The 13,075-nt window shown below is 51.9% G+C and carries 12 protein-coding genes and 1 tRNA gene; 6 read left to right on the top strand and 7 right to left on the bottom strand.

All coding sequences use genetic code 11. From position 1 onward, the window contains the following. From AB5H98_RS09940 to AB5H98_RS09920, 5 genes are all read left to right on the top strand, one after another. Positions 1-448: transporter associated domain-containing protein (locus AB5H98_RS09940; protein WP_367925756.1), on the top strand; the 448-nt coding region annotated here is incomplete at its 5' end. 19 nt (positions 449-467) lie between these two features. Then, positions 468-1,013, top strand: coding sequence for an NUDIX hydrolase (locus tag AB5H98_RS09935; protein ID WP_367925755.1), 546 nt, complete (start codon positions 468-470; stop codon positions 1,011-1,013). A 26-nt stretch (positions 1,014-1,039) separates the two neighbouring features. Next, complete coding sequence (locus AB5H98_RS09930; protein WP_367925754.1) at positions 1,040-1,360, top strand: hypothetical protein; 321 nt, start codon at positions 1,040-1,042, stop codon at positions 1,358-1,360. 110 nt (positions 1,361-1,470) lie between these two features. Further along, a complete protein-coding gene (locus AB5H98_RS09925) occupies positions 1,471-2,097 on the top strand; it encodes a TetR/AcrR family transcriptional regulator (RefSeq protein ID WP_367925753.1) in 627 nt (208 codons plus the stop codon). A gap of 165 nt (positions 2,098-2,262) precedes the next feature. Then, positions 2,263-2,748 carry a hypothetical protein gene (locus AB5H98_RS09920; protein WP_367925752.1) on the top strand — a complete coding sequence of 162 codons (486 nt, stop codon included), beginning with the start codon at positions 2,263-2,265 and terminating at the stop codon, positions 2,746-2,748. 216 nt (positions 2,749-2,964) lie between these two features. On the opposite strand, the gene AB5H98_RS09915 is transcribed toward AB5H98_RS09920, so the two are convergent. The 3 genes from AB5H98_RS09915 to AB5H98_RS09905 are packed head-to-tail and all read right to left on the bottom strand — an operon-like array spanning position 2,965 to position 5,424. Then, a complete protein-coding gene (locus AB5H98_RS09915; RefSeq protein ID WP_367925751.1) occupies positions 2,965-3,618 on the bottom strand; it encodes an HAD family hydrolase in 654 nt (217 codons plus the stop codon). A 13-nt stretch (positions 3,619-3,631) separates the two neighbouring features. Next, a complete protein-coding gene (locus AB5H98_RS09910) occupies positions 3,632-5,011 on the bottom strand; it encodes a hypothetical protein (protein WP_367925750.1) in 1,380 nt (459 codons plus the stop codon). Then, complete coding sequence (locus AB5H98_RS09905; protein ID WP_367925749.1) at positions 5,008-5,424, bottom strand: PH domain-containing protein; 417 nt, start codon at positions 5,422-5,424, stop codon at positions 5,008-5,010. The genes AB5H98_RS09910 and AB5H98_RS09905 overlap by 4 nt, the downstream gene beginning before the upstream one ends. Before the next feature lie 160 nt (positions 5,425-5,584). Here AB5H98_RS09905 and ilvD point away from each other — a divergent pair, with 160 nt between their 5' ends. Further along, on the top strand, positions 5,585-7,246 hold the full coding sequence (gene ilvD, locus AB5H98_RS09900) for a dihydroxy-acid dehydratase (RefSeq protein ID WP_367925748.1): 1,662 nt from the start codon (positions 5,585-5,587) through the stop codon (positions 7,244-7,246). A gap of 35 nt (positions 7,247-7,281) precedes the next feature. On the opposite strand, the gene AB5H98_RS09895 is transcribed toward ilvD, so the two are convergent. From AB5H98_RS09895 to AB5H98_RS09880, 4 genes are all read right to left on the bottom strand, one after another. Continuing rightward, on the bottom strand, positions 7,282-10,422 hold the full coding sequence (locus AB5H98_RS09895) for an AAA family ATPase (RefSeq protein ID WP_367925747.1): 3,141 nt from the start codon (positions 10,420-10,422) through the stop codon (positions 7,282-7,284). Next, a complete protein-coding gene (locus tag AB5H98_RS09890; protein ID WP_367925746.1) occupies positions 10,419-11,543 on the bottom strand; it encodes an exonuclease SbcCD subunit D in 1,125 nt (374 codons plus the stop codon). The genes AB5H98_RS09895 and AB5H98_RS09890 overlap by 4 nt, the downstream gene beginning before the upstream one ends. Further along, positions 11,540-12,691 carry a VanZ family protein gene (locus AB5H98_RS09885; RefSeq protein ID WP_367925745.1) on the bottom strand — a complete coding sequence of 384 codons (1,152 nt, stop codon included), beginning with the start codon at positions 12,689-12,691 and terminating at the stop codon, positions 11,540-11,542. The genes AB5H98_RS09890 and AB5H98_RS09885 overlap by 4 nt, the downstream gene beginning before the upstream one ends. 161 nt (positions 12,692-12,852) lie before the next feature. Next, a tRNA-Glu gene (locus AB5H98_RS09880) sits at positions 12,853-12,927 on the bottom strand. Positions 12,928-13,075 lie beyond the last annotated feature (148 nt).

The following is a 13,075-nucleotide window of genomic DNA, read 5'->3' as shown; positions in this document are numbered from 1 at the left end:
CCGTGCCCGGGAGCTTTTGCTGGAATTCCGCCGCAAACACACCCAGATTGCCGTTGTGGTGGATGACTACGGCGGCACCAGCGGTCTTGTGACTATGGAAGACGTGCTGGAAGAAATCGTGGGCAACATTCAGGACGAATACGACAACGAGGAAGAGGACCTTGTGCCAGACGGCGACGGATTCATCGCCACAGGCTCGGCGGACCTTGAGGATCTGTTTGACGCCTTTGATTTGGAATTGCCCGAGCCCGATGAGGACGACCCGGACGACATCGACACCGTGGGCGGCCTTGTGATCGACCGATTGGGACGCATTCCCGATGAGAATGAGCACGCCCAGGTCCACTACGGCGGAATCGTGTTCACCGTGCTCAAGACCAGCGAGCGCCGCGTGGAAAAGGTTCGCTGCATCAGGGACGGGGACGCGTCGGCTGCGTCGGAATCCTAAGAGAAAGGAAGCGCACAGTATGGCGCATTTTGAAAAGACACTGAGCTCTGAGGAACTCTTTTGCGGACGGGTCATCCGCGTGACACTGGATAAAGTGGAACTGGAAAACGGCCGCACTTCCACCCGCGAAGTGGTACATCACCACGGGGGTGCAGGCATTGTTGCTTTGAACGAAAAAGGAGAAGTGTATCTGGTACGCCAGTACCGCTACGCCCTGGACAAAGAACTGATTGAGATTCCGGCGGGCAAATTGGAAAAGGGCGAGGACCCCTTTGAAGCTGCCAAACGGGAGCTGGGAGAAGAAGCAGGCCTGCAGGCGGACACTTATGTGGACCTGTCGCCTATGATTCCCACCTGCGGCTATTGCAGCGAGATCATATATTTGTACGCAGCCAAAGATCTACACCCGGTGGGACAGCATTTGGACGAGGACGAATTTCTCTCGGTATTCACTCTGCCTTTGGATGAGGCAGTGGAAAAAGTTCTCTCTGGTGAAATCGTAGACGGAAAGACCTGCACTGCACTTTTGAAGGTTAAAGCCTTGCGGGACGCAGGCCGGTTTTAACTGCTTTTTTACAGGAGGAATGCCTTATGTGCACAGCCATTCTTTCCATTGGACAGGTCCGCGGGGCCGAGCTCTGGCTAGCAGGATGGGCCTTGTGTGCAATCGCTTATTTTGCGGTTCTTTTCTCCATGAAACGCACCCGTAAAAAGGGAGCGGCCAAAAACACCGTGTTCTGGTTTCTGGCCGCTGAGGTGCTCACCGATTTTCTTTGGGCTATGGTCTGTTACAACCGCCCCGTGTATTTGAACTACGGGATTGTCGCTGTGTACGGACTGGCTCTGTGGCCGGTATGTTTGCTGGTCGCCGGATGGATCGCCGCACGCCAGAATCAATCCAAATCTTCTTGAAAAAGGCCCGCTTAGCGCGGGCCTTTTTTTGATGCTTGCGCGCAGAGTGGGTCTGTGCTAAAATAAATACAATTTTAAAATTTTGTTTTTATTCGAAAGAAGGGAAGAACATGCCGAAAGTCGCCTACTCAGAGCAAGAGCGCGAACACATCCGTGCGTCCTTGATTGCCACAGGGTTAGCGCTGATGTCCCAGCAGGGCATCCAGCACACTACTGTGGAACAAATTTACAAAGAAGTAGGCATTTCGCGCACATTTTTCTATTCTTTCTTTCCCACAAAGGAAGAACTGATTGTAGAGGCCCTATATCTGCAACAGCCAAAAATTCTCGCCTATGCGCACAAGCTGATGGACGACCCGGACCTAAGCTGGCGACAGGGAGTGGAAACTTTCTTATTCAGTTGCTGCTATGGAGAAAAGAATGGAATTGCCGTTCTTACCATTGAACAGCAGCAGCAGATTTTTGGACGCCTGTCACAAAAAAACCGGCGTATCTTCCGAGAAAAGCAATTTCGCCTTTTCAGTCAGATTTTGGAGTGCTTCGGCATTCGGCCCGAGCGTGAACGGATTTCCCTGTTTATCAACCTGAGCCTTGCCGTCATGACGCTGCGACGCGCGATTCCCCATACACTGCCCATGCTGATTCCCGAGGCTGTGGATGAGACCGTGTCTTTTCAGATCCGCTCCATTGTGGATTTTCTTGAGGGTTTGCGAAATACCGATTTATCCGAACAATAAAATTCCGCCCGAACAGGACCTGCTTGGGTACTCTGCGCGGGCGGCATTTTTTAGAAAAAATAAAAACAAATTTTAAAATATATCTTTATTTGTGCAAAAGGATGCTCGGACGCCGGATCGCGTTCCGCACCTTCAAATTTATCTTAACATCGGGAGGAAACACACATGGGATTTTTTGCAAAGCTGTTTAAGGGACCACAAGTCGACATGGAAAAGAGCAATGCCAACGCAAAGAAAATGCGCACTTTGTTCAATCAGGTGGTACCGGATGGAGACAAATACCGGCTGATTTTCGGGTACACAGAAGATGTGTCACGGTTCAATTACGGTTTTGTTCATGGAAGCAAAACCAAGATTGGAAATTTGATTGTGGGTTGGAACGAGACCGAACAAACCGTGGTGGTTGTTCCCACCGTACCGGATCTTTCCGGCTGTGGAGACCCGACTTTCTACCGCCGGTCAGAAATCTTGAAGGCCTACCGAAATAAATATCCCACCGATGCCTTCATTATTTATCCGGACCGCAAAAGTTACATCGGCATCAATGCCTATGACTGGCTGGAAGATGAAAGCCTTTATGTGTATGTGTCCCAAGAAAAGGAACTTGCGGCATTCACAGACTTTTTCCTGAATCAGTTTATAAAAAAATGAGACACATGTTGGAACAAGCGGGTCTTGTGGTGCTGATTCTTACGGGAATCGTGTTTTTAGGACATCTGTGGTTTTCCCTGGTAGAATTCGTGCTGCGCCGGATTCGGCAACTGTTTTTCCCAAAAAAGGAACGCCTCGCTGGCATCCTCTTTCCACGCAGGAAAAGGAGTGCCCGAAAAAGTAAAAAAGACACAGGCTGTGAGGCCTGTGTCTTTTTCATTTTTCGAAAATCAGTTTTTCCAGTTCAACAGGAGTATGTACCAAATACTTTGCACCGGCCTGCTGCAACTCGGCAGCCGTGCGGAACCCCCACAGAACTCCGCATCCATCCAGACCCGCATTGTTTGCAGTGAACATGTCCACATTGCTGTCTCCCACATACAGCACCTGCTCTGGCATCAGAGAAAACGCCTTGCGCATCTCGTTTACCAAATGAGGATCGGGCTTGGTGGGCGTGCCCAACACATGCCCGCGCACCTCATGAAATACGCCCGGAAAGTATCGTTCAATCACTTGACGTGTCAAATGATCTTCCTTATTAGATACCACACCCAATTTTACTCCCGCAGTCCGCAGGCTCTCCAACAAAGCGGGCATGCCCTCGTATGGCTTGGTCGTGTCCTCTTTGTGTTCATTGTAATAGGGAAAAAACAGGTCGGCAGCCCGTTGTTCGTCCGCCGGGGTGCGCGCTTTCTCAGGCAACATCCGGTGCAGGAGCATGGGAATACCGTTTCCCACCATATATTTGTACTCTTCCACCGTGTGGCCGGCAAACCCCATTGTTTGCAAAGTAAAATTTCCTGCCGCGGCCAGATCCCCGATGGTGTCCAGAAGCGTTCCATCCAAATCAAAAATTACAGCCTGATACATAAAAAGACTCCTTTTACAAACTAAAGGGAATGCCGCGCACTTTGAATTGCAGCACGCCCCGTACCTTGTAGCGAATCCGGCTTGGAAGGCAAACCCTCACGTCGCACCGGCCCTCGCTGATGGAGAAAGGATGCTCAAATAAAATATAGGACAGATCCTGGGTCAGCACACAGACCTCATGCCTTGTAAAAAATCGAGTAAAGACCACCGACAAAGTGCGATTCTGATTTTTACAAAGCCCTTCTTTGGAAAGGCCTTCCAGAGAGACCAGCATACAGCCCAGCGCACCCAATACCCATACCGCCAAAACGGGAAGCACACCGGGCAGTACGTTGAACGCCACACCGCACAGTGCCAATCCCAATACCAAAAAGACCCCTGGTTTCCAAAGATACTGCACTGGACTTTTCCGCTCAGGATCACACATAGGGCCATCGGGATTGGAATAACCCGGCAAAAGCGCCTCGAGTTTTGCCTCAGCGCCTTTTTTCACCACAAACAGGGGCAAATCGCCCCCGGTAAAACTTCCCGCGGCAATGAACACCGGATATCTGCGCAGCAGCCGTGCGGCCGGCGTGACACGAATGTCACAAGCGGATACACAGCCAAGGCTGATGCGGCGCTCGATGCGGGTCACAAGGCCTCCTTTGCAGATGATCACTCCGCCGTTGCGGCACACCCGAAAACCGGCAGTATATAGAAAGGCGTGCAAAAAAGTCAGACTTCCAATGAGAAAGAAGAGCGTGGCCAGCGCAGCGGCACCCGCAGGCAGGATGCGCTCAACCAACAACTCAATTTGCTCAAACTGCGTCATTGCCAGTTGCCGAATGCCTTCTCCCAACACGTCCTGTATCCGGTCGAAACTCACCCAGGCGAAGGCACAGGTAGTGAGCACATTGGCGCTGAGCATCACAAAGCTGAGTTTTTCATATCCGGCAGGGGAAAAAATGGAGTGATCCTGACGCACAGGCATAAGAAGATCTGCGAGTGCCTGTGCATCCCGCCGGGTCAAATAGCATTGAAAATGGCGTGGCCCAGCATAGTTTTTGAAGTACAAGGTCACCTTGCTGGCTCCCATCAAACGGCAGTGGAGAGGCCGGACGATCTCCAGCACGGCAACGCTGTTTTTTGTGAAAGCATATCGATTTTGCACCAATACACCGGTCTGCGCCTCGAAACTGTCCTGTGTGAGAACAAACCCTGTGGCCCACCATCTCACCAGTGACACTACCAAAAAGAACAGCAGAATGGCCGCGTCCTGCCCCAGCGCAGTAAAAAAGCTGGGCCAATCAAAAGCGACAAGTGCCTGTAACATGGGCAAAAGGCACAGTACCAGCGCATACCGGAACAAGCGCAAACAGTACAAAATATGGAATCGCCGCCGCCCGCTCACAACAGTTTGCCTCCATGGGACAGTTTGGCTGCCAGTTGCTCTGCATCGGACCGGCGAATACCCGGAATAATGGTAGACGTTCCCGATGCGATCAACACCAGTACACAGCCTCCGCGGCGACGTCCCAAAGGGGTTTGCACGATGCGGCAACCCGTGATAAAGCGAAGCGGCATACGCTTTGTCTCTAAAAATAAAATTCCTCGCCGTACCGTCAGATGATTTCCACCTACCCGCACCCGGCAAGATGACCAACGGGGGATTAGAATGCACACACAAATCACGCACCAAATCGCCAATCCCAAAAGCGAAGCCGCAGCATTCAGCGCCCAGAAGGGGAGCGAAATCAGTATACCGGCCAACACTGCCCAGAACCCGATAAGCGCAGCACCGCTGCGCGTGACTCGAAATTCCATGCTCCCACCCCCTTTAGATATTCTTTTATTATAAACATTCTTGCCAAAAAAGCAACGTGAAAACCGCGCAAACATCTTTTGCAGTTTGGCGCAAGGCGTGCTATACTAATGTAAATTGAGGCCGGGTTGTACGCGGCTGGATGGGAAAGGATGAGAAACGTTGAGAAACAGTGAACAAGTAACCAAAGGCGCTGAACGCGCACCAAACCGCAGCCTGTTCTACGCACTGGGCTATACCGACGAGGAGCTGGACCGGCCTTTGATTGGCGTTGTCAGTGCATTCAGTGAGATTGTCCCCGGCCACGCCCATCTTGACAAACTGGCGGAAGCGGTCAAGGCCGGCATTCGCATGGCCGGCGGCACCCCGATCTTGATGCCTGCCATCGGCGTGTGCGACGGCATTGCGATGGGACATGTAGGCATGAAGTATTCTCTGCCCAGCCGTGAATTGATTTGTGACAGTGTGGAGACCATGGCCCGTGCCCATGCCTTGGACGGACTGGTCCTTGTGCCCAACTGCGACAAAATCGTTCCAGGTATGCTTATGGCGGCAGCCCGTTTAAACATTCCATCCATCGTCATCAGCGGCGGACCCATGTTGGCCGGCCGTCAGGGCAAACGTCATGTTTCTCTGTCTCAGATGTTCGAGGCGGTGGGAAGCTACAAGGCGGGCCTGATCGACGAGGACGTTCTGGAAGACTACACGTTGCACACCTGCCCGGGTTGCGGTTCTTGCTCCGGCATGTACACTGCCAACAGCATGAACTGCCTGTGCGAAGCCATCGGAATGGCGTTGCCTGGAAACGGCACGATTCCGGCGGTGATGGCAGCACGTACTCAGCTTGCCAAACACGCAGGCATGCGCATTGTGGACTTGGTGGAAAAGAACGTATGTCCCCGCGATATTTTAACTCCTGCCGCTTTCCGCAATGCTGTGGCCACGGATATGGCTCTGGGATGCAGTTCCAACAGTGTTCTTCACCTTTTGGCCATTGCCAACGAAGCAGGCGTGCCTATGAGTCTTGAGACCTTCAATGAATTAAGTGCCAAGGTTCCCAACTTCTGTCATCTGGCGCCGGCCGGCCCCACCCATATGGAAGATTTGAACGCGGCAGGCGGTGTTCCCGCCGTGATGGCACAATTGGCCGAACTGGGTCTTTTGGACACAAGCCTTCCCACCGTAACGGGCAAAACTGTCGGCGAAAACATTGCAGGCGCGAAAAATCTGGACCATACCAACATCCGTCCGACAAACGATCCTTACTCCAAAACCGGCGGCATTGCCATTCTTTGGGGAAACATCGCCAAGGATGGTTGCGTTGTCAAACGCAGTGCAGTGGCCCCTGAAATGCTGGTACACAGTGGCCCGGCCCGGGTATTTGACAGCGAGGACGAGGCGATTCAAGCCATCTATGGCGGTCAGATTCATCCTGGCGACGTAGTCGTCATTCGTTACGAGGGTCCCAAAGGCGGTCCCGGCATGCGCGAGATGTTGAACCCCACCAGTGCGCTGGCTGGCATGAAACTGGACAAATCGGTGGCGCTGATCACCGACGGCCGTTTTTCCGGCGCATCCCGCGGCGCATCCATCGGACACGTAGCGCCTGAAGCTGCACAGGGAGGCAACATTGCTCTGGTTCAGGAAGGGGATGTCATCTCCATTGACATTCCTGCGGGAAAGGTGAACGTAAATGTTTCCGACGAGGAACTGGAACGTCGCCGCGCCGTTTGGAAGGCACCCGAACCTCGGGTAACGACTGGTTGGCTGTCCCGTTATGCAAAGCTTGTTTCCGGCGCAAACAAGGGCGCTGTTCTTGAATAATAAGATAAAAAAGGGTGGCAAAAGCCACCCTTTTTTTATATCTTCATCTCAATACGACTTCCACGAGGTGTTTTGCGCACCAAAAGCTGCTTATCAATGCGTTCCCGCAGTTCTGCCACATGAGAAATGATGCCCACCAAACGGCGGCTTTCGGTCAACCCCTGCAGTGCTTCCAATGCCTTCTCCATCGATTGTTCATCCAGCGTACCAAATCCCTCGTCAATAAACATGGCATCGATTTGTACGCCGCCGGCATAACTCTGGATCACATCCGAAAGTCCCAGTGCCAGACACAAAGCTGCCTTGAAAGACTCACCTCCGGATAAACTGCGTACGCTGCGGACCTTGCCAGTGTAATTGTCCAGCACATCCAAATCCAGCGCACTCTGACCCCGGCCATCCGCCCGATTATGACACAAAAGCTCAAACTGCCCTTCTGTCATACGCACAAAACGCCGGTTGGCTGCATTCACGGCATTTTCAAAATGCGCTGTCAGCACATACTGCTCAAATTGCTGTCGGCCCAGACCGCCGGTCAATGTTCCGTTGGCGGTGCGGTTCAGTTTCTGAATGATGGCAGCCCGCTGCTGCACCTTCTGGTTATCCTTCAAAATTTTTTGCAGTTGCCGCTCCGCTTCCCGATTCATGGAAAGTCGGGTATGCAGCGCTTGGCCTGCAACAGCATCTTCTTGACGGCGAGTCCGAAGCTCGGACAATTTTTCCTCCAGTGCGCTGACGTCCTCTGGTGTCCGCCCTTCCAGGTTCTTTTCCAGGCTCTCCAGTTGAGCAGCGCAAGCGCTCCGTTGGCGGCGAGCCTCTTCCAACTCTTTGCGGCGGGCCTCGATTCTTTCTTGCGAGACCAGATGAATACGGTACAGCTCCTCATTTTCAAAACCTGCCTGCCCGATTGCCTGGTCCAATGCCTTTCTTGCCTGGTCGCAGGCAACACGTGCCTGTGCCGTTTGCTTTGCATAGGTTTCACACAGTTGCTTTGTACTTTGCAATCGTGCGCAATGTTCCTGCCAGCGCTGCTGTGCTCGGTTCACATCTTGTTGCAACGCGCTGTGCCGCATCTTCTGTTCTTTCAAAAGAGTCTCGGCCTCAAACTGTGTTCCGCTTGGCAAACGAACGGATAATTCCTTAAATCGAGCCTGAACGGCAGACAATTCCTGCTTATCCTGTGCCTGCTGGTCTTGAAGTTTCTGCTGAATGCTCTCCAACTTTTTTCGGCGCTGTTGTAAATCAGGCAATTCCCGCACTGCCTGAGAAGCCTGTAAATTCTCTTTATTTGCCTTTTCTAAGTCAACGGCGGCCTCACTGCTTTGCTGAACAAGTACATCCCGCCTTTTTTTCAACAATTTCCTCGCACTGTTTCCGTCCTTTGGCAAAGTACCGCACAAAGTCTTCACATCCGAAAAACACTGCTCGCGGGCACTTTCAAACTTTTGAACCGCACGCCCGCTTTCAAGAGACTGCTGCTGCACCTGAACACGCAAATTTTCCAGTTCCTTTTGCATCCGACGCAATGTGGGCTCGTCGGGTGCATTTTCCGGACGACTGGCAGGGCAGGGATGATGCATGCTACCGCACACAGGGCACGGATCTCCCGGCTCCAGCCGGGCGGCCATCACGCCCGCCTGGCTATTCCAGAACTGCTGCTCCATGGTTTCATACTTCTGGCAAAAAAGCCGGTACTCGCCATTGCACTTCTCATACTGTGCTTGTGCCTGGTCTGCCTGCTGCCGAAGAACCATACACCGGTGCAGCTCTTCTCCCAGTCTGCGCGCCTGTTGTTTTTCCTCTTCCAATTTTTCACAAACTTTTTGTGCCTGAGCCAACCGGGCGGCCGCCTGACCTGCGTCGGCAGAACGCTTTGTGACCAGTTCGATTTTGTTTGCAAGTTCTGCCTGCTCTTTTTCTGTATCTGAGCATTCCTGTGTGTGTGCAAGGATGCTCTGCTCCAGCATAGAAGCCCTCTTTTTCACTTGTTCCGCTTCCCGATACAAAGGAAGGGTCTCCTCCAGACGAGAAATATTTGAAGCAAAGACAACCAGTTGTTCCTTTTGTTCCTGCGCTTTGTTCCAAAGAGCCTGTTCTTTTCCGTTTTCCTTTTCTAAGGCTCTTTGCAGAGCTTGTTCTTCCTCGCTTTTTTTCTCCCAGTTTCTTCGCTCTGCCTGTGCCTGTTTCCAGCGCTCATCCACGGGTCCGACCTTATAGCTTGCATTTTCCCACAGTTCCAGCTCCCGGGTACAAAGGACCAATTGCTCCTGTTTCTGTGCAAACTCCGCCTGTTTCTGTGTCAAAAAGCGACGCTGCTCAAGAAGTTTTTCTGTCTGACGTGCCTGTTCCAACCTAGCAGCCAGTTGCTCCAACTTTTGGGCACACAGTCGATTTTTTCTCTCCCATTGTTGCACTTTTTCCTCGTCTGCCTGATTGATGCGCATGGTAAGTTCCAGCACATCCTGTCCCCGGTATACACATCCTTCATCTTTCAAAAGCTCTGCTAACTGCTGTGCACTTTCTTCGGTATCGGGGCGGATGGCCTCAAACTGACGGCGCAAAAGTTCATTGCCATGTTCTGTATCCCGGTTGCACTGAGCAGCCAGTTCTTTCAAACGGTCCTGCGCACGGCGATAAATTCCGGTGCTGAAAATCTGGCGCAGAATTTTGCTGCGTTCCTCACCGGCGGTGTTCAAAAGCGCTACGAATTCTCCCTGAGCGATCATAGCGATTTGGCGAAACTGATCCGCATCGATTCCCAAAAGATCGTTTACCGCCCGGTTCACGTCTCGCACTTTGTCCAAAACGGGCTTTCCGGGAGCATAAAACTCCGCCGTAGCAGCGTGCTGCGTCATTCCTTCGCCCCGCGTTTTGGGTCTTTGATATTCCGGCGTTCGGCGAATGCGATACTCTTTGCCACGGTGCTCAAAAGTCAGCTCCACATACGTCTCATCCGAGGGAGCGGCATAGTCACTGCGCACCGTCTCCACACCTCGGACACGACCACTGAGCTTGCCAAACAGCGCATAGCACACCGCATCAAAAATAGTGGTTTTTCCTGCGCCCGTATCTCCTGCCACCAACACCAGACCACTTTGGCCGAATTTTTCCAAATTCAATTCTTCTTTTGCCGCATAAGGTCCAAAGGCGCACAGGGAAAGAAACATCGGTCTCATTCCCGCACCTCCTCAAACACCTGTCTCATTACAGACGTCTCCTCATCGCTCATATCACTACCATGCACCTGACGATAAAAATCTTCAAACAGTTCCAGCGGCATTTTTCGAAGCATCTCTTCTGCCCGAGCCGGAGCGCTGTCCTGCCCATGCCGGGCTGAAAACTCCAGTTTCACCAAATTGGGATACACGGTCCGCACCCGTGCGGCCGCATCGGTCAAAGGCATATCGTCGGTCAGCACCACGTGCATATAATCCTCCGACGGCTGAGCATGTGCCAAAATCTGCTCAAGGGTCCCTTTTACTTTGCGCACGTCGCGCAAAAAGGAGAGGGGGATTTTTTCCACATCCACCCTGCCTTTTTCACCCAAATCCACCAAGAGAACGCCTTTTTCGCCCCTCGCTTCGTCCACGGAATATTTAAAGGGCGCTCCGCAGTAACGCACAGTGTCCCGGCCAACCCGCTGAGCTCCATGCACATGACCCAGTGCCACATAATCAAATCCGTCGAACACGGATACGTCCACATTGTCCAGTGTACCCAGGCTCAATGTCTCGGACTCACACCGCTGAACATCTGTGCCTACAGCAGTCACAAACTGATGCGCGATCAGCACATTGCGCGCTGAAAAGTCGGGATTTGCTCGCCGCAGAACCGCGGCCACGGCGTCGGTGTAGTTTTCAATTTTTTCCTCGGGATAAAAGTGCCGCACGGATGCAGGTTTTAAGAAGGGAAGAGACCAGATGTACACGGGACCGAACTCGTCCCGGGCCTGGTAACACACCGCCTCGCCGCTGAACACACTGGCCAGGTGCACGCCCTGCTCATCCAACAGGCGGTCCGCAAATCCCAGACGCTCGGCGCTGTCGTGGTTTCCGCTGATCACATACACGGGAATGTGTGCCTTGGAAAGCCGGGTCAAAAACTCGTCGAACAGACGCACTGCACCCACGGTGGGAACACTGCGGTCATACACGTCTCCGGCAATCAGAACCGCGTCCACACTTTTTTCCACAGCAATGTTGAAAATTTTTTTTAAAAGAAATTCCTGATCCTCTTCCAGATCCACCTCTCGCAGACGGCGACCCAGATGAAGGTCCGAAATATGTAAACATTTCATCTGTCTTTCTCCTGTGACTGAGCCGGCAATCGAATCGTACTCTCCACATGCGTACGTGACAACCGACCATACCAAAACTCCGTCTTACTGCCAAACAACTTCATCAAAGTTTCCGCTCCAACCGCACACATGGCCAAAATCAAAAGAAAGGCCATCGTCAGAGCAATAAAACGAATCCAGCCTTCGCTGACAAACACAATTCGAATGCAAATCATGAAGTACACCGGCAAAGCAAGTACTACACCATACAAAAGTCCATAGCGAAGCGCCAGACGGGCAAAGCTCGGCGCACCTCCCTCATCGGACACAATACGAAGTCTCATCAAACGCTTTCCGGGGGTGGCACCGGTGAACCGCTGCCACAAACAAACATAGCACAGTGCAACCACAACCAGCATACCTTTGCGAATCAATGCCGAGAAAAGCCCCTCACTCAAAATGTGAAAGGCGGCGTAAACGACTGCTAAGAAAAACCAGTCCAAACAAAAAGCCGCCACTCGCCGCAAAAAGGGTACTTTTTCGCCTTTTCGGTAGGCGCGTTCATCCAATTTTTGACGGGATGGCAAAAAGAAACAAAACAGGGGCGTGGCCAGCCATCCTAAGAGCGTACCAAAAGTGTTCGTTATCAGATCTCCCACATCGAACAGCCGATAAGGACGAGGATAAAAACCGTAAAGTCCTGTCAACTGAGTCAATTCAAAAAACAAACTTAAAAAGAAACCGCACAATACTGCTTTCTTCCATCGGAACTCAAAATAATAACGCAGATATACTCCCAGTGGAACCAACATAAGCACATTGAAAATCACATCTTTCATTGCACTGGAAGTCAAAAGATTCCAGTATGCACCGAGAGTTGCAAAATTCTGCGGATATTGCTCCAAAAATTCCAGAATCGCAGAACCTGGAATCAAATTCGCAATTGGGGTCTGCATGGCCTCCACCGCTTCAAAACTGGGTATGGGAAGGATCACCAAAAAATAGCAAGTCAGCAAATACAATGCGAAAGAATAGAGAACGGCTGTCCGCAAAAGTGGAATGGAACCAAATTTTCGATATTGGTAAAGCACGTAGGGAACCGTGAGCACTGCTGCCAAAATGGGAAATACAAAAAGCGCTGTGCGGATGGCCTGAAGATAACTGGACAAAACAGCCTCCATAAAAAAATAGTTTATGGTTAATGTTACCGCAAAATCCTTTTAGACGCAAGCGCCTGCTTTTTCCATCGCGAATCCTCCCATTCGGCTAAAAAACCGCACCTTTGAGAAAAAATAAAAAAAGAAAAGCCCAGTCTTACGACTGAGCTTTTTGGTGACCCGACCGGGAATCGAACCCGGGTTACCGCCGTGAAAGGGCGATGTCTTAACCGCTTGACCATCGGGCCAAAAGTCGCAGAATTTTGCTGGACCCTGCCAAGGCGCCCCACCAGCCGCGATTGCAGCCGATACCTTACAGCTTTCAGAAAAATTCTGCTACGTGGTAGCGGTAACTGGATTCGAACCGGTGACACTTCGGGTATGAACCGAATGCTC

The organism is uncultured Ruthenibacterium sp. (assembly GCF_963558415.1).
Taxonomy (GTDB): Bacteria; Bacillota; Clostridia; order Oscillospirales; family Ruminococcaceae; genus Ruthenibacterium.
Note: the sequence above shows the minus strand (reverse complement) of the source record. Positions and strands in the feature narration are given on the sequence as shown.